The 21,026-nt window shown below is 55.5% G+C and carries 25 protein-coding genes; 11 read left to right on the top strand and 14 right to left on the bottom strand.

Annotation, left to right across the window (positions count from 1 at the left end):
- Window positions 1–58 precede the first annotated feature (58 nt).
- Both ftsH and rlmE read right to left on the bottom strand, forming a co-directional pair.
- Complete coding sequence (gene ftsH / locus MMW58_RS02630) at window positions 59–1,990, bottom strand: ATP-dependent zinc metalloprotease FtsH (protein WP_133600837.1); 1,932 nt, start codon at window positions 1,988–1,990, stop codon at window positions 59–61.
- Between the two features lie 99 nt (window positions 1,991–2,089).
- Window positions 2,090–2,719 carry a 23S rRNA (uridine(2552)-2'-O)-methyltransferase RlmE gene (gene rlmE / locus MMW58_RS02625; RefSeq protein WP_041147401.1) on the bottom strand — a complete coding sequence of 210 codons (630 nt, stop codon included), beginning with the start codon at window positions 2,717–2,719 and terminating at the stop codon, window positions 2,090–2,092.
- Between the two features lie 124 nt (window positions 2,720–2,843).
- Between rlmE and yhbY the strand changes: the two genes are divergently transcribed.
- Window positions 2,844–3,137, top strand: coding sequence for a ribosome assembly RNA-binding protein YhbY (gene yhbY, locus MMW58_RS02620; protein ID WP_041147757.1), 294 nt, complete (start codon window positions 2,844–2,846; stop codon window positions 3,135–3,137).
- A gap of 152 nt (window positions 3,138–3,289) precedes the next feature.
- Here the strand turns inward: yhbY and greA are convergent, their stop codons facing one another.
- A complete protein-coding gene (gene greA, locus MMW58_RS02615; RefSeq protein ID WP_133600836.1) occupies window positions 3,290–3,766 on the bottom strand; it encodes a transcription elongation factor GreA in 477 nt (158 codons plus the stop codon).
- 235 nt (window positions 3,767–4,001) lie between these two features.
- On the opposite strand from greA, the gene dacB reads away from it, so the two are divergent.
- Window positions 4,002–5,435, top strand: coding sequence for a serine-type D-Ala-D-Ala carboxypeptidase (dacB, locus tag MMW58_RS02610; protein WP_095099903.1), 1,434 nt, complete (start codon window positions 4,002–4,004; stop codon window positions 5,433–5,435).
- Between the two features lie 93 nt (window positions 5,436–5,528).
- On the opposite strand, the gene cgtA is transcribed toward dacB, so the two are convergent.
- From cgtA to rplU, 4 genes are all read right to left on the bottom strand, one after another.
- Window positions 5,529–6,707, bottom strand: coding sequence for an Obg family GTPase CgtA (gene cgtA / locus MMW58_RS02605; RefSeq protein WP_241722705.1), 1,179 nt, complete (start codon window positions 6,705–6,707; stop codon window positions 5,529–5,531).
- A gap of 15 nt (window positions 6,708–6,722) precedes the next feature.
- The gene (locus MMW58_RS02600; RefSeq protein WP_133600835.1) at window positions 6,723–7,688 is read right to left on the bottom strand and encodes a DMT family transporter; all 966 of its coding nucleotides are present in this window, start codon (window positions 7,686–7,688) and stop codon (window positions 6,723–6,725) included.
- A gap of 95 nt (window positions 7,689–7,783) precedes the next feature.
- Entirely contained in the window at window positions 7,784–8,041 is a 258-nt protein-coding gene (gene rpmA, locus MMW58_RS02595) for a 50S ribosomal protein L27 (protein ID WP_041147406.1), read from the bottom strand.
- Window positions 8,042–8,060: 19 nt separating this feature from the next.
- Entirely contained in the window at window positions 8,061–8,372 is a 312-nt protein-coding gene (gene rplU / locus MMW58_RS02590; protein WP_041147407.1) for a 50S ribosomal protein L21, read from the bottom strand.
- Between the two features lie 260 nt (window positions 8,373–8,632).
- Between rplU and ispB the strand changes: the two genes are divergently transcribed.
- Both ispB and sfsB read left to right on the top strand, forming a co-directional pair.
- Entirely contained in the window at window positions 8,633–9,604 is a 972-nt protein-coding gene (ispB, locus tag MMW58_RS02585; protein ID WP_133600834.1) for an octaprenyl diphosphate synthase, read from the top strand.
- 199 nt (window positions 9,605–9,803) lie between these two features.
- On the top strand, window positions 9,804–10,076 hold the full coding sequence (sfsB, locus tag MMW58_RS02580; protein WP_133600833.1) for a DNA-binding transcriptional regulator SfsB: 273 nt from the start codon (window positions 9,804–9,806) through the stop codon (window positions 10,074–10,076).
- Window positions 10,077–10,134: 58 nt separating this feature from the next.
- Here the strand turns inward: sfsB and murA are convergent, their stop codons facing one another.
- From murA to mlaF, 7 genes are all read right to left on the bottom strand, one after another.
- On the bottom strand, window positions 10,135–11,394 hold the full coding sequence (gene murA, locus MMW58_RS02575) for a UDP-N-acetylglucosamine 1-carboxyvinyltransferase (RefSeq protein WP_133600832.1): 1,260 nt from the start codon (window positions 11,392–11,394) through the stop codon (window positions 10,135–10,137).
- 54 nt (window positions 11,395–11,448) lie between these two features.
- Window positions 11,449–11,703 (bottom strand): BolA family iron metabolism protein IbaG, encoded by a 255-nt coding sequence (ibaG, locus tag MMW58_RS02570; protein WP_041147411.1) that lies wholly within the window; start codon window positions 11,701–11,703, stop codon window positions 11,449–11,451.
- A 136-nt stretch (window positions 11,704–11,839) separates the two neighbouring features.
- The gene (gene mlaB, locus MMW58_RS02565) at window positions 11,840–12,130 is read right to left on the bottom strand and encodes a lipid asymmetry maintenance protein MlaB (protein WP_133600831.1); all 291 of its coding nucleotides are present in this window, start codon (window positions 12,128–12,130) and stop codon (window positions 11,840–11,842) included.
- Window positions 12,130–12,765: a phospholipid-binding protein MlaC gene (gene mlaC, locus MMW58_RS02560; protein WP_045856587.1), complete on the bottom strand. Its 636-nt coding sequence runs from the start codon at window positions 12,763–12,765 to the stop codon at window positions 12,130–12,132. The genes mlaB and mlaC overlap by 1 nt, the downstream gene beginning before the upstream one ends.
- Before the next feature lie 17 nt (window positions 12,766–12,782).
- Window positions 12,783–13,334 carry an outer membrane lipid asymmetry maintenance protein MlaD gene (gene mlaD / locus MMW58_RS02555; protein ID WP_045857854.1) on the bottom strand — a complete coding sequence of 184 codons (552 nt, stop codon included), beginning with the start codon at window positions 13,332–13,334 and terminating at the stop codon, window positions 12,783–12,785.
- Window positions 13,335–13,338: 4 nt separating this feature from the next.
- The gene (gene mlaE / locus MMW58_RS02550; RefSeq protein ID WP_041147414.1) at window positions 13,339–14,121 is read right to left on the bottom strand and encodes a lipid asymmetry maintenance ABC transporter permease subunit MlaE; all 783 of its coding nucleotides are present in this window, start codon (window positions 14,119–14,121) and stop codon (window positions 13,339–13,341) included.
- A 7-nt stretch (window positions 14,122–14,128) separates the two neighbouring features.
- Window positions 14,129–14,941, bottom strand: a complete 813-nt coding sequence (gene mlaF / locus MMW58_RS02545; protein ID WP_095099923.1) for a phospholipid ABC transporter ATP-binding protein MlaF — start codon at window positions 14,939–14,941, stop codon at window positions 14,129–14,131.
- Window positions 14,942–15,150: 209 nt separating this feature from the next.
- Here mlaF and MMW58_RS02540 point away from each other — a divergent pair, with 209 nt between their 5' ends.
- The 7 genes from MMW58_RS02540 to rpoN are packed head-to-tail and all read left to right on the top strand — an operon-like array spanning window position 15,151 to window position 21,009.
- Complete coding sequence (locus tag MMW58_RS02540) at window positions 15,151–16,128, top strand: calcium/sodium antiporter (RefSeq protein WP_045856583.1); 978 nt, start codon at window positions 15,151–15,153, stop codon at window positions 16,126–16,128.
- Window positions 16,125–17,129, top strand: a complete 1,005-nt coding sequence (kdsD, locus tag MMW58_RS02535) for an arabinose-5-phosphate isomerase KdsD (protein ID WP_241722704.1) — start codon at window positions 16,125–16,127, stop codon at window positions 17,127–17,129. The genes MMW58_RS02540 and kdsD overlap by 4 nt, the downstream gene beginning before the upstream one ends.
- A gap of 14 nt (window positions 17,130–17,143) precedes the next feature.
- Window positions 17,144–17,710, top strand: coding sequence for a 3-deoxy-manno-octulosonate-8-phosphatase KdsC (gene kdsC / locus MMW58_RS02530; protein ID WP_045856581.1), 567 nt, complete (start codon window positions 17,144–17,146; stop codon window positions 17,708–17,710).
- Window positions 17,707–18,282 carry an LPS export ABC transporter periplasmic protein LptC gene (gene lptC, locus MMW58_RS02525; protein WP_095099928.1) on the top strand — a complete coding sequence of 192 codons (576 nt, stop codon included), beginning with the start codon at window positions 17,707–17,709 and terminating at the stop codon, window positions 18,280–18,282. The genes kdsC and lptC overlap by 4 nt, the downstream gene beginning before the upstream one ends.
- Window positions 18,251–18,796: a lipopolysaccharide ABC transporter substrate-binding protein LptA gene (gene lptA, locus MMW58_RS02520; RefSeq protein WP_045856577.1), complete on the top strand. Its 546-nt coding sequence runs from the start codon at window positions 18,251–18,253 to the stop codon at window positions 18,794–18,796. Before lptC ends, lptA begins: the two co-directional genes overlap by 32 nt.
- A 6-nt stretch (window positions 18,797–18,802) precedes the next feature.
- The gene (gene lptB / locus MMW58_RS02515) at window positions 18,803–19,528 is read left to right on the top strand and encodes an LPS export ABC transporter ATP-binding protein (protein WP_045856575.1); all 726 of its coding nucleotides are present in this window, start codon (window positions 18,803–18,805) and stop codon (window positions 19,526–19,528) included.
- Between the two features lie 47 nt (window positions 19,529–19,575).
- The gene (gene rpoN, locus MMW58_RS02510; RefSeq protein ID WP_133600829.1) at window positions 19,576–21,009 is read left to right on the top strand and encodes an RNA polymerase factor sigma-54; all 1,434 of its coding nucleotides are present in this window, start codon (window positions 19,576–19,578) and stop codon (window positions 21,007–21,009) included.
- The last annotated feature ends 17 nt before the right edge of the window (window positions 21,010–21,026 follow it).

Raw genomic sequence — 21,026 nt, 5'->3', positions numbered from 1 at the left:
ACCCCAGAGCGGACGCCCCAGGGTTTAGATATGCACAACCACATCAACAGCGGCTAACTTATTTGTCGCCTAGCTGCTCTGACATCGTGTTACCCGGGTTTGGCGTACGCGGTTCGTCGACCGGACGCGGCGCACTCGGGGTGCCGTTATTGCCAGAATTGTTGGCGCCAGGATCTTCCCAACCAGCCGGCGGACGAACGTCACGACGTGCCATCAGGTCATCAATCTGCGGTGCATCGATGGTCTCATACTTCATGAGCGCATCTTTCATCGAGTGCAGAATATCCAGATTGTCGTTAAGGATCTGACGGGCGCGGTTGTAGTTACGCTCAACCAGTGATTTCACTTCCTGGTCAATAATGCGCGCGGTCTCATCGGACATATGCTTAGCTTTCGCTACGCTGCGTCCGAGGAATACTTCACCCTCTTCTTCCGCATACAGCAGCGGACCGAGTTTGTCGGAGAAGCCCCACTGAGTCACCATGTTGCGTGCCAGGTTGGTCGCGACTTTAATGTCGTTCGACGCGCCGGTAGAAACATGCTCTACGCCGTAGATAATCTCTTCTGCAAGACGACCGCCGTACAGGGTCGAAATCTGGCTTTCCAGCTTCTGACGGCTGGCGCTGATTGCATCGCCTTCCGGCAGGAAGAACGTGACGCCCAGAGCGCGGCCGCGCGGAATAATCGTCACCTTATGCACCGGATCGTGTTCCGGCACCAGGCGACCAATAATCGCATGGCCTGCTTCGTGATAAGCGGTCGACTCTTTCTGCGCTTCCGTCATCACCATGGAGCGGCGTTCCGCACCCATCATGATTTTGTCTTTAGCCTTTTCGAACTCAACCATCGATACCACGCGCTTGTTGCCACGGGCAGCAAACAGAGCGGCTTCGTTCACCAGGTTCGCCAGGTCAGCACCGGAGAAGCCCGGGGTACCGCGCGCGATGATTGCCGCGTCGATATCAGGCGACAGCGGAACGCGACGCATGTGAACTTTCAGGATCTGCTCACGACCGCGAACATCCGGCAGACCAACAACAACCTGACGGTCGAAGCGGCCCGGACGCAGCAGCGCGGGGTCCAGAACGTCCGGACGGTTTGTTGCGGCGATAACGATAATACCTTCGTTACCTTCGAAACCATCCATCTCAACCAGCATCTGGTTCAGCGTCTGCTCACGCTCATCGTGACCACCGCCCAGACCAGCGCCACGCTGGCGACCGACGGCGTCGATTTCATCGATGAAGATAATGCACGGAGCCGCTTTCTTAGCCTGTTCGAACATGTCACGCACGCGAGATGCGCCGACACCCACGAACATTTCTACGAAGTCAGAACCGGAAATTGTGAAGAACGGCACTTTCGCTTCACCGGCGATCGCTTTCGCCAGCAGCGTTTTACCGGTACCCGGAGGGCCGACCATCAGGACGCCTTTCGGGATTTTACCGCCCAGCTTCTGGAAACGGCTCGGCTCACGCAGATATTCCACCAGTTCGGCCACTTCATCTTTCGCTTCATCGCAACCCGCGACATCAGCAAAAGTGGTTTTGATCTGGTCTTCCGTTAGCATACGGGCTTTGCTTTTGCCGAAGGACATCGCGCCCTTTCCGCCGCCGCCCTGCATTTGCCGCATAAAGAAGATCCAGACGCCGATCAGCAACAGCATCGGGAACCAGGAAATGAAGATGGAAGCCAGCAGGCTCGGCTCTTCCGGCGGTTCGCCAACCACTTTGACGTTTTTCGTCAACAGGTTATCGAGCAGCTTCGGATCGTTAACCGGAATGTAAGTCGTGTAACGGTTACTATCTTTCTTGGTAACGTTGATCTCACGTCCGTTGATACGCGCTTCGCGAACCTGGTCCTGGTTGACCTCTTGCAGGAAGGTTGAATAATCCACCTTACGGCCATTAGACTCGCTGGGCCCAAAGCTCTGGAATACTGACATCAGCACGACGGCAATGACCAGCCAGAGTATTAGGTTTTTCGCCATGTCACTCAAGGGATTAACCTCTTATTACAACTGTGTTAAAAACAGCGTCAGGATACTCTATATCCAGTTTCTTTCAAACTTTCGTTTGAAATCTACCGGTTATGGTTTTCGCCCGGTCGCTACAATGTACACTTCACGCGAACGAGCACGGGAAGAGTCCGGCTTACGAACTTTGACCTTCGTAAACAGGGAGCGAATTTCTCTTAGATACTCATCGAAGCCTTCGCCCTGGAACACCTTAACTACAAAACTACCACCTGGCGCTAATACATCACGAGCCATTCCAAGCGCCAGTTCCACCAAATACATGGCCCGGGGGATGTCCACCGCCGGTGTTCCGCACATGTTTGGCGCCATATCGGACATGACAACTTGTACTTTACTGTCACCTACGCGCTCAAGTAACGCTTTCAGGACTAATTCATCACGAAAGTCGCCCTGAAGGAAGTCCACACCAACGATTGGATCCATCGGTAAAAGATCGCAAGCGATGATGCGGCCGCTGTTTCCGATCTGCGTGACCGCATATTGCGACCAGCCTCCGGGTGCAGCACCGAGGTCAACAACCGTCATCCCCGGCTTAAAAATTTTGTCACTTTGCTGTATTTCATCAAGTTTAAACCAGGCTCGGGAACGTAACCCCTTTTTCTGTGCCTGGAGAACATATTTATCGCTAAAGTGTTCCTGAAGCCAGCGGCTGGAACTGGCAGAACGCTTTTTACCTGTCATTTAACATTCCCATTTCGGGTTCATCATACTTTGCGACGTAAAAATCGACACTGTAGTTTGGCGATATATGGGAGATGGCGGTAGAATGAACCGTTTTCAATCCCAACGTAAGCAAAAAAATACGATGAATCTGAGTACTAAACAAAAACAGCACCTGAAAGGTCTGGCACATCCGCTCAAGCCGGTAGTTATGCTTGGCAATAATGGTTTGACCGAAGGGGTACTGGCCGAGATCGAACAAGCGCTAGCGCACCATGAGCTCATCAAGGTGAAAATCGCCTCGGAAGACCGCGAGACTAAAACCCTGATCGTGGAAGCTATCGTACGCGAAACCGGCGCCTGTAACGTACAGGTCATCGGTAAAACGCTGGTACTGTACCGCCCATCTAAAGAGCGTAAAATCTCGCTGCCACGCTAAGAATATCCTGAATCTCGACACAACTTTGTGTAAAACGAGGGATTTCTGCGGGTAGACGAGCAAAATGCCATGCTCTGGACGTTGATAAAAGGCCGCTATGCGGCCTTTTTCCTTTCTTTACAATCCATCAACAGCGTAGCGGGAAATACTAATTAAAGGTACTCAACCTTGATAATTTCGTATTCGACCTCGCCACCCGGCGTGCGGATTGTCACCACATCATCCTGCTCTTTACCGATCAGCCCGCGAGCGATCGGCGAGTTCACGGAGATAAGATTCTGCTTAAAATCCGCTTCGTCGTCGCCGACGATGCGATAAATCTGCTCTTCGTCGGTATCAACGTTGAGAACGCTCACCGTCGAACCAAAAATCACGCGGCCGTTATTCGGCATTTTGGTGATATCGATAACCTGCGCATTGGACAGCTTGGCCTCAATATCTTTGATACGACCTTCACAGAAACCCTGCTGTTCGCGGGCCGCATGGTACTCAGCGTTCTCTTTGAGATCGCCATGTTCACGGGCGTCGGCGATGGCTGCAATGATTTCAGGGCGACGAACGGATTTCAGAAAATCCAGCTCTTCGCGTAGTTTTTCAGCGCCACGTAAGGTCATCGGAATAGCTTGCATTTGTTATACCTCTTTATCATTCCTTCATGGAACGGATATCCCCGTTCCGCAACCTGCCTGGCAAAAAGCAGGACAGGAGCAAAAAGAAAACCAACCCGGGAAACATTCCCCAGGTCAGCAGCAATTTTCAATTTGATACGTATTTTACCCTGAAGTTCACTATGGGTCATCGTTTACTTTACAGGGTGTTGCACCGTAGTATGACGGCTCGGTTTCAGGTTGTTAGCGCGAGATTATGCGATTTTCCAGATTTATCATCGGATTGACTGCCGGCATTGCGTTTAGCGCTCAGGCGGCGAACATTGACGAGTACATCAACCAGCTTCCTGCGGGTGCTAACCTCGCCTTTATGGCGCAAAAGGTTGGCTCCCCTACGCCGGAGATAGACTTTCACAGCCAGCAAATGGCGCTACCGGCCAGTACTCAGAAGGTGATCACCGCCCTGGCTGCCCTTCTCCAGCTGGGGCCAGACTTCCGTTTCACCACCACCCTGGAAACCAAAGGCAGTCTCGACGGCGGCGTGCTGAAAGGTGACCTGATTGCCCGGTTTGGCGGCGATCCTACGCTCAGGCGTCAGGATATTCGCAATATGGTGGCCACGCTCAAAAAGGCCGGCGTCCAGCGGATCGAAGGGAACGTCCTGATCGATACCTCGGTCTTCGCCAGCCATGACAAAGCGCCGGGCTGGCCGTGGAACGATATGACGCAGTGCTTTAGCGCCCCGCCGGCGGCGGCGATCGTCGATCGCAACTGTTTCTCGATCTCGCTGTACAGCGCGCAGAAACCCGGCGACCTGGCATTTATTCGCGTCGCCTCGTATTACCCGGTCACCATGTTCAGCCAGGTCCGCACGCTGGCCCGCGGCTCTGCGGAAGCCCAGTACTGCGAGCTCGACGTGGTGCCCGGCGATCTTAACCGCTACACCCTGACCGGCTGTCTGCCGCAGCGTAGCGAGCCGCTGCCGCTGGCCTTTGCCATTCAGGACGGCGCCAGCTATGCCGGCGTAATTCTTAAGTCTGAACTGACCCAGGCCGGCATCACCTACAGCGGCACCCTGCTACGCCAAACCCTGGCCAACGATCCCGGTACCGTGCTGGCGACCACCCAGTCGGCGCCGCTGCACGACCTTCTGCGCATCATGCTGAAAAAATCAGACAACATGATTGCCGATACCGTATTCCGCACCATTGGTCACGCGCGTCTCGGCGTGCCGGGCACCTGGCGCGCGGGCTCCGATGCGGTACGCCAAATTCTGCGTCAGCAGGCTGGCGTCGACCTGGGCAATACGATTATTGCCGACGGTTCCGGTCTGTCGCGCCACAACCTGATTGCTCCCGCCACGATGATGCAGGTGCTGCAATATATTGCCCAGCACGATAATGAGCTCAACTTCATCTCGATGCTGCCGCTCGCCGGTCATGACGGGTCGCTGCAGTACCGTGCGGGTCTGCATCAGGCGGGCGTTGATGGTAAGGTTTCCGCGAAGACCGGCTCCCTGCAGGGGGTCTATAATCTGGCAGGCTTTATCACCGGTGCCAGCGGGCAGAAAATCGCTTTCGTGCAGTATCTGTCAGGCTATGCGGTACCGCCAGCCGATCAGCGCAACCGTCGAATTCCGCTGGTGCGCTTCGAAAGCCGGCTGTATAAGGATTTGTACCAGAACAACTAAATACAAAAGGGCCGCATCAGATGCGGCCCTTTCGTTCTACCCGGCGATGTTCCCCGCTTAGCATGACGCCGCGGGGACCGGTGCAAACCAGAATTAACGCTTGTAGATGAACTCAACGCCTTCTTCGTCGTCTTCGTCCCAGTCGTCATCCCAGTCTTCGTCGTCTTCCACTTCGATCTCAGCGCTTTCAAGCTGCTCGCGGTGGTAGTCATCCCACATGAACTCGACTTTCTCAGCCGGCTTATCTTCCTGCGCATGCACGATTGGGTTTTCGATGATAAAGGTCATCACGTCCCAGCACAGGTCCTTCACGCCCTGCTGGCTCGCCGCAGAAATCAGGTAGAACTTATCATCCCAGCCCAGCGCTTCGGCAATGGCTTTTGCCTTCTCTTCGGCCTGCGCTTTATCCATCAGGTCGATCTTGTTGAAGACCAGCCAGCGTGGTTTCGACGCCAGGTTCTCGCTGTATTTCTCCAGCTCGCCGATGATAATGCGCGCATTCTCGACCGGATCGGAACCGTCGATCGGCTCAATATCGATGAGGTGCAGCTGCACGCGGCAGCGCTCAAGGTGCTTGAGGAAGCGAATACCAAGGCCTGCGCCTTCAGCGGCACCTTCAATCAGCCCTGGAATATCCGCCACGACGAAGCTCTTCTCGTTATCCATACGTACAACGCCGAGGCTAGGAACCAGCGTGGTGAACGGATAATCGGCAACTTTCGGCTTCGCTGCAGAAACGGCGCGAATGAAGGTGGATTTACCGGCGTTCGGCATCCCCAGCATCCCAACGTCTGCCAGCAGCATCAGCTCAAGCTGCAGGTCGCGCTTGTCGCCCGGCGTACCCATCGTTTTCTGACGCGGGGTACGGTTGACGGACGATTTGAAGCGGGTGTTACCCAGGCCATGCCAGCCGCCTTTGGCGACCATCAGGCGCTGACCGTGCTTGGTCATATCGCCCATGGTCTCGCCGGTTCCCTGATCGATAACACGGGTCCCTACGGGCACCTTCACCGAGACGTCTTTACCACGCTTACCGGTACAGTCACGGCTTTGCCCGTTCTGCCCGCGTTCAGCGCGGAACGCTTTCTCAAAACGGTAGTCAATCAGGGTGTTCAGGTTCTCGTCCGCTTCCAGCCAAACGTCACCGCCATCACCACCGTCGCCGCCGTCAGGGCCGCCTCTTGGGATATATTTTTCACGGCGGAAGCTCACGCAACCGTTGCCGCCATCACCTGCTACGACCAGGATCGTTGCTTCATCAACAAACTTCATTTTACTCTCCGTAAATCATTCGCCTGAGCGGGGGACTACTACAACCGCTTCATTTTTACGCCAGCGTCCCCAAAGACGATGACCAATGGCGGAAAACATCGCGCCCGCAACCACGACAAACGCACCGAGATAACCCAACAGGTTTAACATCGGTTTGACGAAGAAATCGGGCCAGGCAATTGATAATAAATCTGAAAATAACAGCGTAAACAGCGGGGTTAGCGTAATTAATGCGCTCACCTGCGCTGCCTGCCAACGCGCCATCGCTTCCGCGAGTGCGCCATAACCTACCAGCGTGTTCAAACCACAAAAGATCAGGCACGCCAGCTGCCAGTCGCTTAGCTGGGATATCACACCCGGCTTTGCCAGCGGCAATAGTGCAATCGTACATAAAGTGTACAGCAAAAACAGGATTTGCTGTGACGCCAGACGACGCAATAACACCTTTTGCGCGACGCCGTAGCTCACCCACACCGTCGCTGCAGCCACGCCAAAAATCACACCCCAGGTGTAATCCGTCAGGCGGGTAAAAATCTCTATCAGGCTGGTGTTGAAGAACATCACCAGCCCGCAGAGCAGCATTATCGCACCGATAACCTGGGTCCCGCGCATCTTCTCCTTGAGAATAAAGACGCTGGCGACCATCATGCCAACCGGGGACAGCTGGCCAATCACCTGCGAGGCCGTCGGGCTTAAATATTGCAAGGACGAGCTGAACAGAATGAAGTTACCGAACAGACCGCCCGTCGCGATAGCCAGTAAAATTAGCCAGCGAGGCTTGCGGAAAAGATGCAGCGGCGGCAGCTTGCCTTTAATCGCCAGGATCGCCCCGAGGCCAATACTCGCCATTAAAAAGCGATAGAACACCACCGTTGGCGGTTCCATCACTTCCAGAACCTGCTTCATTGCGATGGGCAGCGCACCCCAGCACATTGCGGTGGTGAGCGCCAAAACAATACCTATGCCGGCCTGCTGCTTCATGCCCGTTTTACCTGCGGAAAATTTTCCGGACTTCTAATGTAAAAAGCCCCGCAACACGTTGCGGGGCTTTAATCCGTTACCGGACCTCGAAAACCTTACTCAGCAACGATGCTGATATATTTACGGTTGTTCGGGCCTTTAACTTCAAATTTCACTTTACCGTCTGCTTTAGCAAACAGAGTGTGGTCACGACCGCAACCTACGTTGCTACCAGCGTGGAATTTGGTACCACGCTGACGAACGATGATGCTACCCGCCAGAACGGTTTCGCCACCGAAACGCTTAACGCCCAGGCGTTTAGCTTCTGAGTCGCGACCGTTACGAGTTGAGCCGCCAGCCTTTTTATGTGCCATTTAAATCTCTCCTCAGGTCTTAGGCGCTGATGCCAGTAATTTTCACATCAGTGAACCACTGACGATGGCCCTGCTGCTTACGGTAGTGTTTACGACGACGAAACTTAACGATTTTAACTTTCTCGCCACGACCGTGAGCAACAACTTCAGCTTTGATTACGCCGCCCTCAACGAAAGGAACGCCGATCTTGATTTCTTCACCGTTTGCGACCATCAGCACTTCAGCGAACTCAACAGCTTCGCCAGTTGCGATGTCCAGCTTTTCCAGGCGAATGGTCTGACCTTCGCTTACTCGGTGTTGTTTACCACCACTTTGGAAAACCGCGTACATATAAAACTCCGCTTCCGCGCACCTCTTAATGTGATTTAGAGTGCGCTATAAATATTCACAATAGGGCGCGAATATTACGCAAAAGGCGAGCCTTTGACAAGAGCGATCGTCGCTCAACGCAGAAAAAAAACACAACTTTCACGCTAACGTTTATCTATGCCATTTTTTCAGTACAATCATATCTTCTTTTAATTCTATCTTAATCCTGCTGTGAACCCACCTGGATTCGCGGTAACAGGACATGTGGCCCGGCTTTTGCGATGAATTTAGAAAAAATCAATGAGTTAACCGCGCAAGATATGGCGGGTGTCAATGCGACAATCCTTGAGCAACTCGACTCAGATGTTCAGCTTATCAATCAGTTAGGCTATTACATCGTCAGCGGAGGCGGTAAACGTATTCGTCCGATGATTGCGGTCCTCGCGGCGCGCGCCGTCGGTTATCAGGGGAATGCGCACGTCACCATTGCCGCGCTGATCGAATTTATCCATACCGCGACCCTGCTTCATGATGATGTCGTTGACGAGTCGGATATGCGTCGTGGCAAAGCCACGGCCAATGCGGCCTTCGGCAATGCAGCCAGCGTGCTGGTTGGTGATTTTATCTATACCCGCTCTTTCCAGATGATGACCAGCCTCGGCTCGCTGAAGGTGCTGGAGGTCATGTCGAAAGCCGTTAACGTGATTGCCGAAGGCGAAGTCCTGCAGCTCATGAACGTTAACGACCCGGACATCACCGAAGAAAACTACATGCGGGTGATTTACAGCAAAACGGCCCGACTGTTCGAGGCCGCCGCGCAATGTTCCGGGATCCTGGCTGGCTGCACCGAAGAACAGGAGCGGGCATTACAGGACTACGGCCGCTATTTGGGCACCGCTTTCCAGCTGATCGATGATTTGCTGGACTACAGCTCCGACGGCGACCGTTTGGGTAAAAACGTGGGCGATGACCTGAACGAGGGTAAACCTACTCTGCCGCTGCTGCATGCGATGCGCCACGGCACTCCGGAGCAGTCCGCCATGATCCGCGGCGCAATCGAACAGGGTAACGGACGTCACCTGCTGGCAGCCGTTCTGGAGGCCATGGCCGCCTGCGGTTCGCTGGAATGGACCCAAAAGCGCGCGGAAGAAGAAGCCGATAAGGCGATTGTTGCGCTTCAGGTTTTACCCGACTCGCCGTGGCGCGAAGCGCTCATCGGCCTGGCGCACATCGCCGTACAGCGCGATCGCTAATCGCCCTTTCGACCCTTCCCGCGCATCGCGCGGGAAAGTTCCTAAAAAATCCCCAGCCCGCCCCTTCATCCACTGAACCTTGATGAATTCTGAATATTCGTTCGATTTACTGGAACTTGTTAGAACTTTAATAAACCAGGGGTATAGTGACCCTGTCGTCCGCTTGGGGCGATCTGGAACCTTATCACCAGGAGAATTTATGGATAAGTTCATCGATTGGCACCCGGCCGATATTATCGCCGGATTACGCAAAAAGGGCACGTCGCTGGCAGCGGAATCACGACGCAACGGTCTGAGTTCCTCAACCCTGGCCAATGCCCTAACCCGGCCGTGGCCCAAAGGCGAACTGATTATTGCGAACGCGCTGGGAACCACGCCATGGGCTATTTGGCCGTCACGCTACCATGACCCGATTACCCATCGGTTTATCGACAGAACGCAGATGATACGCCAGAAGAAAAGTGAGAAGTGAGTCGAGGTAATACAGGATGCAGCCCCCGGACCAACGTCAGAGGGCTGCGATAGCAGCTTTACTCGCCTTTGACGCGTTCGATATTCGCGCCCAGCGCCTGCAGCTTATCTTCAATCCGCTCGTATCCGCGGTCGATGTGATAGATACGATCGACAATCGTGGTGCCTTCCGCAATACAGCCCGCCAGTACCAGGCTTGCCGATGCGCGCAGGTCGGTTGCCATTACCTGAGCACCGGACAGCTGGGCCACGCCGTGGCAGATCGCCGTATTGCTTTCGATTTCCGCGTGTGCGCCCATACGGATCAGTTCCGGAATGTGCATAAAGCGGTTTTCGAAAATGGTCTCGGTAATCACGCCGGTGCCTTCAGCCACCAGGTTTAGCAGCGTAAACTGCGCCTGCATGTCGGTCGGGAATCCCGGGTGCGGCGCGGTACGTACGTTGACGGCTTTAGGACGATTGCCGTGCATATCAAGGCTAATCCAGTCTTCACCGGTCTCAATATCGGCACCCGCGTCACGCAGCTTCGCCAGCACGGCGTCGAGGGTATCAGGCTGCGCATTGCGGCAGACAATTTTACCGCCGGAGATTGCCGCCGCGACCAGGAAGGTCCCGGTTTCGATGCGGTCCGGCAGAACGCGATATACGCCGCCGCCCAGACGCTCTACGCCTTCAATAGTAATGCGGTCAGAACCCTGGCCTTTAATTTTCGCGCCCAGCGCAACGAGGAAGTTGGCCGTATCGACGATTTCCGGCTCACGCGCGGCGTTTTCGATAACGGTGGTGCCTTCTGCCAGCGTCGCGGCGCTCATGATGGTGACGGTCGCGCCAACGCTGACCTTATCCATAACGATATGCGCGCCTTTGAGGCGTCCATTGACCGATGCCTTGACGTAGCCCTCTTCCAGCTTGATCTCAGCACCCAGCTGCTCCAGGCCGGTAATATGCAGGTCAACCGGACGGGCGCCGATCGCACAGCCACCCGGCAGTGAAACCTGGCCCTGGCCAAAACGCGCCACCAGCGGCCCCAGCGCCCAGATAGAGGCGCGCATGGTTTTGACTAAATCGTACGGAGCACAGAAGACGTCAACCGGGCCCGCATCAATCCATACCGAACCGTTACGCTCAACTTTGGCGCCGAGCTGGCTCAGCAGTTTCATCGTGGTATCGATGTCTTTCAGCTTCGGTACATTCTGGATCTCAATCGGCTCTTCTGCCAGCAGTGCGGCAAAGAGGATCGGCAGGGCTGCGTTTTTCGCACCGGAGATGGTGACTTCGCCCTGGAGACGAGTCGGACCCTGAACACGGAATTTATCCATTGATTCTGTTCTCTGTTAAGAATTCATATACGCTGCAGGGAGCATCCCTACAGCTTAAAAGCCATTTAGCTTGCGATCGCGGGCCCACTCCTGCGGGGTATACGCCTTGATCGACAGAGCATGGATGCGGTTGTCGGCAATATATTCCATCAGCGGGGCGTAGATAGTCTGCTGCTTCTTCACGCGGCTCATGCCGTCGAACAGCTCGCCCACAGCAATAACCTGAAAGTGACTGCCATCGCCAGAGACGTGGACTTCCTGGAGGGAGAGTGCGTTCATCAGCACGGTCTGAATTTCATGATTTTCCATGGGTTCAAATTTTATCTGGTAGTGAAAATAGCCCAACATCTTAGAGGAAAGTGGCGCGGTCTTAAACAAGCAAAAAGCCCCATCGAAAATATTGATGAGGCTTTGCGGATAGCGCCAGTGGTAACACTCTGAAAAATTATGGGATCATATCGGCAGGAAGGTTGTAAAGACCGATCAGCGTTTGCAAATTATCGCTCTTGCCGATCAGCTGTGCCTCCCTGCCCTGGCGACGAATCAGCGCCACGAAATGCACCAGCAGCGCCAGGCCCGCGGTATCGACCCGGGTTACCGCGCTCAGGTCGATAGTTGATACGCCTTCAGTCGCCCGCGCGCGGTCGTCCCAGAGCGGGACCAGCAGATCCTGGTCCAGCTCACCCTGCAGTGCCAGGCGCTCGCCGCTGCGGGTCCAGCTCAGCTGACCGCTCATTATTTTTTCTGTTCCAGGGTAATCGGCTGGGCGGAGATTGATTTCAGCTGCGCGGTCAGACCATCGACGCCTTTAGTACGCAGCAGATCGCTCCACTCGTTCTGCTTGGTGGTGATCATGCTCACCCCTTCAGCAATCATATCGTAGGCCTGCCAGTTGCCGGTCTGGGTGTTTTTACGCCACTGGAAGTCCAGGCGCACCGGCGGACGACCGTTAGGATCGAGGATCGTCACGCGGATAGGAACGATAGTCGCATCGCCCAGCGGCTGTTCCGGCGCGATTTGATAGGTCTGACCGTGATACATCGCCAGCGCCTGGCCGTACGCCTGCTTCAGATACTCGCGGAAGGCGGTAAAGTAGGCCTCACGCTGCGCCGGGGTCGCATCTTTGTAATAGCGGCCCAGCACCAGCGCGCCGGCATACTTCACCTGCACGTACGGCATCAGCTCCTGGTCGACGATTTCACGCAGATAGTTCGGGTTAGCCTGAATCTTCGGCTGCTCGTTTTTCAGGCGGTCAAAGGTTTTCTGCGCGGCTTCATCCATCAGCTTGTACGGATTGGACTGATCCGCTGCGGTCGCTGCGGTCAATGGCGCAATCGCCAGCATGGCGATCATCAGTAAGCGTTTAAACATATCGGGTCTCTCCTGAGTTAGTGCGTCGTGGCGGCAGGCTGCGCTGCGTCAGTATGACTTTCCTGGGCTGCCGGATCATCGCCAGAATTCTTATTGTCGCTGCCTTTACTGTTGTAAAGGAACTGGCCAATCAGATCTTCCAGAACCATGGCCGATTTCGTGTCCTGGATCGTCCCACCATCTTTAAGGATAGATGTTCCCAGCTCCGGGTCTTCAAACCCCATGTTCAGAGCCAGGTACTGCTCGCCCAGCAGGCCGGAAGTACGAATGGCCAGCGAGCTGGAGTCAGGAATATGGTTGTAGCTCTCATCAATATCGATGGCTACCCGCGGCAGGTAGGTTTTTGGATCGAGGGTGATGTCCGCCACCCGGCCCACGACCACGCCGCCAATGCGTACCGGCGACCGCGCCTTCAGGCCACCGATATTGTCAAACGTCGCGTAAAGACGATACGTCGGCTCGGTCCGCAGAGAGGTCACGTTCGCGGCCTTCAGGCATACAAACAGCGCCGCCAGCAGCGCCACCAGTAAAAATACGCCTACCCAGATTTCACTTTTTTTCGTTTGCATGAACTCAATTCCCAAACATCAGCGCAGTCAGCACAAAATCCAGCCCCAGAACCGCCAGCGACGAATGCACCACGGTGCGCGTCGTTGCCCGGCTAATCCCTGCGGAAGTGGGGATAGCATCATAACCGTTAAATAACGCTACCCATGTCACCGTAATGGCGAAAACCAGACTCTTAATCAGGCAGTTAACCAGATCCATTCGCCAGTCGACGGCGTTTTGCATCGCGGTCCAGAAGAAGCCGCTGTCGATACCTTTCCAGTTAACGCCAACCAGCGAACCGCCCCAGATCCCCACCGCGACAAAAATAACCGTCAGCAGCGGCAGTGAGATGACGCCGGCCCAGAAGCGCGGTGATATCACGCGACGCAGCGGATCGACGGCCATCATCTCCATGCTCGAGAGCTGTTCGGTCGCGCGCATCAGCCCTATTTCGGCTGTCAGAGCCGAACCGGCACGCCCGGCAAACAGCAGCGCGGCAACCACCGGTCCCAGCTCGCGCAGCAGAGACAGCGCCACCAGCATACCAAGACTGGTTTCTGCGCTGTAGGTGGTTAACACCAGATACCCCTGCAGGCCGAGCACCATGCCGATAAACAGCCCCGACACGATGATGATCAGCATCGACAGCACGCCAACGTTGTACAGCTGACGCACCAGCAGCGGCGCGTGCTTGCGAAACTCCGGCTTGCCCACTACGGCGTTGAAAAGCATTAATCCGGCACGCCCAAAAGCCGCGGTGGTTTTAATCCCCCGATGGCCGAGCGATGCCAGCATATTTAGCAGCATCAGTCGTTTAACTCCCTATGCCTAATAAATCATGCTGATAGTCGCCTGCCGGATAGCGGAACGGCACCGGGCCGTCGGCGATACCATCAATAAACTGGCGAACACGAGGGTCGGCATTTTCCCGCAGCGACCGGGCGCTGCCGTGGGCGACGATTTTCTTATCGGCCACAATATAGGCGTAATCCGCAATACTGAGCACTTCCGGTACGTCGTGCGATACCACGATACACGTAACGCCCAGGGTGCTGTTGAGTTCAGAAATCAGCTTAACCAGCACGCCCATGGTGATGGGGTCCTGGCCGACGAACGGTTCGTCGAACATGATGAGATCCGGTTCGAGCGCGATAGCTCTTGCCAGCGCCGCGCGGCGCGCCATGCCGCCGGATAGCTCAGAAGGCATCAGCATTGCCGCTCCGCGCAGGCCAACGGCCTCAAGCTTCATCATCACGGTAGTATGCAGCAGCGCTTCGGGCAGATGAGTGTGCTCACGCAGCGGATAGGCGACGTTATTAAAGACGTTCATATCGGTGAACAGCGCGCCGGACTGAAACAGCATGCTCATACGCTTACGTACGGTATACAGGCGCGAACGCGACATCTGCGGCACGTTTTCGCCATCAAACAGGATCTCGCCGCTGTCCGGCGGGATCTGGCCGCCGATCAGGCGCAGCAGGGTCGTTTTACCGATTCCCGATGGCCCCATGATCGCCGTGATCTTACCGCGCGGCACCGACAGCGAGATATCATCAAAGATCGCGCGATCGCCTCGAGAGAAGCTGATACCGCGTACTTCGACTAAATTCGCCAGAGTTTGGCTCATAAAATCATCCTTACAAAACATCCCTCAGGCTAAGCATGGTGCTTTCTTCCACCATAAACCCAACATTTTTACAGAATCTTACCTGCCTGGGTTAGCGAAAGCTGGCATTTGTTTTACTTTTGACAAACATAAAGTCAAAATTAAGAATTCGTTACGCTGCGTACGGACGATCAGCGAGGCGACGATTATACCTGAAGAAAGGACTTTAGATGCTCTTAGCGACGGCTCTGTTAATAATTGGTTTACTGCTGGTGGTCTACAGCGCCGATCGTCTGGTCTACGCCGCTTCAATACTGTGCCGCATGATAGGGATCCCGCCGCTTATCATTGGCATGACGGTGGTGAGTATCGGCACCAGCCTGCCCGAGATCATCGTCTCTGCGGCCGCCTCCCTGCACGGGCAGACCGATCTGGCCATCGGGACGGCGATCGGATCGAACATCACCAATATCCTGTTAATTCTTGGCCTCGCAGCCTTACTTCATCCATTTACCGTACATTCTGATATCCTGCGCCGCGAACTGCCGCTAATGTTGCTGGTCAGCCTGCTCGCGAGCTTTGTCCTCTATGACGGCCAGCTCTCGCGCATGGACGGCCTTTTTTTACTGGCGTTAGCCATACTATGGCTACTGTTCACGGTAAAAATAGCGCGCATCGCCGAGCGTCAGGGTAACGATAGCCTGACCCGGGAGCAGATAGCGGAGCTGCCGCGAGAAGGTTCGCTCCCCGTCGCCCTACTGTGGCTCGGGGTGGCGATGATTGTCATGCCGATGGCGACCCGCATGGTGGTGGATAATGCCACCGTGCTGGCGAACTACTTCGCCATCAGCGAGCTGACCGTTGGCCTCACGGTGGTCGCCATCGGCACCAGCCTGCCGGAACTGGCAACGGCGATTGCTGGTGCCCGTAAAGGGGAAGATGATATCGCCATCGGGAATATCATTGGCGCCAATATCCTGAATATTGTCCTGGTTCTCGGGCTGCCGGCGCTGATCGCGCCGGGATCCTTCGCCCCCGAAGCGTTTACGCGCGACTATGCCGTCATGATGCTGGTCAGCGTAATTTTCGCCCTGCTGTGCTGGCGCCGAAAACGGCAGCCCAGCCGACTTGCCGGGGCGCTGCTGGTCGGCGGTTTTGTGGTTTGGTTGGCGATGCTGTACTGGGCAGCACCGCTCTTTGGTGAATGAATCGGGATACCATTATGTCGCAAACAGATTTGCCAACGGATTTTGACTTTCAACGGGCAGGCCGCGAGGTCCTGGAAATTGAACGTGAAGGTCTGGCTCAGCTCGATCAATACATTAATGAAGATTTTACGCGCGCCTGCGAAACGATTTTCCGCTGCACGGGCAAAGTGGTGGTCATGGGGATGGGTAAGTCCGGCCATATCGGACGCAAAATGGCAGCCACCTTCGCCAGCACCGGTACGCCGTCGTTCTTCGTTCATCCCGGCGAGGCGGCCCACGGCGATTTAGGCATGGTCACGCCGCAGGACGTTATTATCGCCCTGTCGAACTCCGGCGAATCGAACGAAATGCTCGCGCTGATCCCGGTGCTTAAGCGCCAGCGGGTGCCGCTGATCTGCATGACCAGCCGCCCGGAAAGCAGCATGGCGCGCGCGGCGGATATCCACCTGTGCGTGAGGGTGCTGAAAGAAGCCTGTCCGCTTGGCCTTGCCCCGACGTCAAGCACCACCGCGGCGCTGGTGATGGGCGATGCTCTGGCGGTCGCGCTGCTGGAAGCTCGCGGCTTTACCGCCGAAGATTTCGCGCTCTCCCACCCCGGCGGCGCGCTGGGCCGTAAGCTGCTGCTGCGGGTCAATGATATCATGCACACCGGAGATGAAATCCCGCACGTGACTCTGCAGGCCACGCTGCGCGACGCGCTGCTGGAAATCACGCGTAAAAATTTAGGCATGACCGCTATCTGCGATGATGACATGAACATCATCGGTATTTTCACCGACGGCGACCTGCGCCGGGTGTTCGATTCCGGGGTCGATATGCGTAATGCCGGCATCGCCGAGGTCATGACGCCGGGTGGGATTCGCATCCGTCCCGGCATTCTGGCCGTCGATGCGCTAAACCTGATGCAAGCCCGTCATATCACCTGCGTATTAGTTGCCGATGGCGACCGTCTGTTGGGTGTGGTACATATGCACGATCTCCTGCGCGCAGGCGTAGTGTAAGTAAGGATAAAATAATGAATAATGCTGATGCTCCGCTAGCGACCTGCTACGGACCGGTAAGCCCTGAATTTCTCGAACGCGCGGCGAAGATCCGTTTACTGATCCTCGACGTTGACGGCGTGCTTTCCGACGGTCTTATCTATATGGGCAACAACGGCGAAGAGCTGAAAGCGTTCAACGTACGCGATGGCTACGGGATCCGCTGCGCGCTGACTTCAGGTATTGAAGTGGCGATTATTACCGGGCGAAACGCTAAACTGGTAGAAGATCGCTGTCAGACGTTAGGCATTACGCATCTGTATCAAGGGCAGTCCGATAAGCTGCTGGCCTTCCGTGACTTATTGAGCAAGCTGGCCGTCCGTGCGGACGAAGTGGCCTATATTGGCGACGACCTGATCGACTGGCCGGTAATGGCAGAAACAGGCTTAAGCGTTGCCGTGGCGGATGCGCACCCGCTGCTGCTTCCACGCGCAGACTATGTTACCCGCATCAACGGCGGGCGCGGAGCGGTACGCGAAGTCTGCGATTTGTTACTATTGGCGCAGGGCAAGCTGGATGAGGCCAAAGGGCAATCAATATGAGTAAAACCAGACGTTGGGTTATCATTTTACTGTCGCTGGTCGCGCTGATCCTGATCGGCCTTAACCTGGCGGGTACCGACGATACCGCTCAGCCGGAGGTCAATCCTGATGACCCAACCTATACCAGCGAGCATACCGATACCGTCGTTTACAGCCCGGAAGGGGCGCTTAACTATCGCCTTATCGCCGAGCATGTCGCGTATTTCTCTGCGCAGGAGCTGTCGTGGTTCACTCAGCCGGTGATGACCACCTTTGATACCAACAAAGCCCCGAGCTGGTCAATCAAAGCGGATAAAGCCAAGCTGACCAACGATCGTATGCTGTATCTTTATGGGCACGTTGAGGTAAATGCGCTAAGCCCAGACTCTCAACTGCGCAAAATTACGACGGATAACGCCCAGATAAACCTGGTGACGCAGGATGTTACCTCCGATGACATGGTGACGTTGTACGGGACAACATTTAATTCCAGTGGCCTAAAAATGCGCGGGAATCTGCGCAGCAAAAATGCCGAGCTGATTGAAAAGGTTAGAACCTCTTATGAAATTCAGAACAAACAAACTCAGCCTTAAGATTGCGCTCGCCAGCGCCATACTGGCCGCCAGCCTGCCGGCACTGGCAAAGACTGGCGACACCGATCAGCCGATTCATATCGAATCCGATCAGCAGTCGCTGGATATGCAGGGCAATGTTGTCACCTTTACCGGTAATGTCGTCGTGACCCAGGGCACCATCAAGATCAATGCCGATAAGGTCGTGGTCACTCGTCCCGGCGGCGAGAGGGGTAAAGAGGTGATCGACGGATACGGTAATCCGGCAACCTTCTTCCAGATGCAGGATAACGGCAAGCCGGTTAAAGGCCGCGCGTCAAAAATGCATTATGAACTGCAAAATGATTTCGTCGTCCTGACCGGCAATGCGCATCTGGAACAGATCGATAGCAATATCCAGGGCGACAAGATCACCTATCTGGTGAAAGAGCAGAAAATGCAGGCGTTCAGCAACAAAGGCGGGCGCGTGACTACGGTGCTGGTTCCTTCGCAGCTGCAGGACAAAGGCACCGATCAGCCAAAGAAAGGTAAGTAATTCGTTATGGCAACATTAACTGCAAAGAATCTCGCCAAAGCTTATAAAGGCCGCCGCGTGGTGGAAGACGTCAGTCTGACCGTCAACTCCGGTGAGATTGTCGGCCTGCTCGGCCCAAACGGCGCCGGCAAGACCACCACCTTCTACATGGTCGTCGGGATCGTGCCGCGTGACGCCGGTAATATTATCATCGACGATGAAGATATCAGCCTGCTGCCGCTTCACGCCCGCGCGCGCCGGGGCATTGGCTACCTGCCGCAGGAAGCCTCAATTTTCCGTCGCCTGAGCGTCTACGATAACCTGATGGCGGTACTGCAGATTCGTGACGATCTGAGCAGCGAACAGCGTGACGATCGCGCGAAAGAGCTGATGGAAGAGTTCCATATCGAGCATCTGCGCGATAGCCTCGGTCAGGCGCTTTCCGGCGGCGAACGTCGCCGCGTTGAAATTGCCCGCGCGCTGGCCGCGAACCCTAAATTTATCCTTCTGGATGAACCGTTTGCCGGCGTTGACCCCATTTCAGTTATCGATATCAAACGCATCATCGAGCACCTGCGCGACAGCGGTCTTGGCGTGCTGATCACCGACCATAACGTCAGGGAAACGCTGGCCGTCTGCGAACGCGCGTATATCGTCAGCCAGGGCCACCTGATCGCCCACGGTACACCGCAGCAAATCCTGGAAGACGAGCAGGTTAAGCGCGTGTATCTTGGGGAAGACTTCAGACTCTGATAGGGTAGAGGTTACAGACGTTTTAGCCGGAGATATTAGCCCTGAATATGAAGCAAGGTTTGCAATTAAGGCTAAGCCAACAGCTTGCCATGACGCCACAACTGCAGCAGGCCATTCGTTTGCTGCAGCTGTCCACGTTAGAACTCCAGCAGGAACTCCAGCAGGCGCTGGAGAGTAATCCGTTGCTTGAGCAAACCGATCTTCATGAAGAGGTAGAAACGAAAGAAGTTGAGGACCGCGAGTCTCTGGATACCGTGGACGCCCTTGAGCAAAAAGATATGCCCGATGAGCTACCGCTCGACGCCAGCTGGGATGAGATCTACACCGCCGGCACGCCTTCTGGCAACGGCGTCGATTACCAGGATGACGAGCTACCTATCTATCAAGGTGAAACGACCCAGAGCCTGCAGGATTACCTGATGTGGCAGGTCCAGCTGACGCCGTTCACCGATACCGACCGCGCTATCGCCACCTCTATCGTCGATGCCGTTGATGATACCGGCTACCTCACCCTGCGGGTGGAGGATATCGTTGAGAGCATTGACGATGACGAAATCGGCCTCGAAGAAGTTGAAGCGGTACTGAAGCGCATCCAGCGCTTTGACCCGGTTGGCGTCGCGGCAAAAGATCTGCGCGACTGTCTGCTGGTTCAGCTTTCGCAGTTTGCCAAAGAGACGCCGTGGCTGGAAGAGGCCCGGCTCATCATCAGCGATCATCTCGATCTGCTCGCCAACCACGACTTTCGCTCCCTGATGCGCGTCACGCGGCTGAAAGAGGACGTTCTGAAAGAAGCGGTTAATCTGATCCAGTCGTTAGATCCGCGCCCGGGTCAGTCGATCCAAACCAGCGAACCGGAATACGTGATCCCGGATGTGCTGGTGCGTAAGGTGAGCGATCGCTGGATCGTAGAGCTGAATTCCGACAGCATCCCGCGCCTGAAGATCAACCAGCACTACGCCGCAATGGGCAACAGCACGCGTAACGACGCCGATAGCCAGTTTATCCGCAGCAACCTGCAGGAAGCCCGCTGGCTGATAAAAAGCCTGGAAAGCCGCAACGATACGCTGCTGCGCGTCAGCCGCTGCATCGTCGAACAGCAGCAGGCCTTCTTTGAACAGGGCGAAGAGTTTATGAAGCCGATGGTGCTGGCGGACATCGCTCAGGCCGTCGAGATGCATGAATCGACGATTTCACGCGTGACCACGCAAAAGTACCTGCACAGCCCGCGCGGTATTTTTGAACTGAAGTATTTCTTCTCCAGCCACGTGAATACCGAAGGCGGAGGCGAGGCATCGTCGACCGCCATTCGCGCGCTGGTGAAGAAGTTAATCGCCGCGGAGAACCCCGCGAAGCCGTTGAGTGACAGTAAGCTCACCACCATCCTGTCTGAACAGGGTATCATGGTGGCGCGCCGCACCGTCGCTAAGTACCGAGAGTCTTTATCCATTCCGCCGTCTAACCAGCGTAAACAGCTGGTGTGACCCAACCGATAAGGAAG

The sequence above is a fragment of the Klebsiella sp. HC6 genome (genome assembly GCF_022605325.1).
Classification (GTDB): Bacteria; Pseudomonadota; Gammaproteobacteria; order Enterobacterales; family Enterobacteriaceae; genus Klebsiella; species Klebsiella terrigena.
This window is presented reverse-complemented; position numbering and strand designations above follow the sequence as displayed.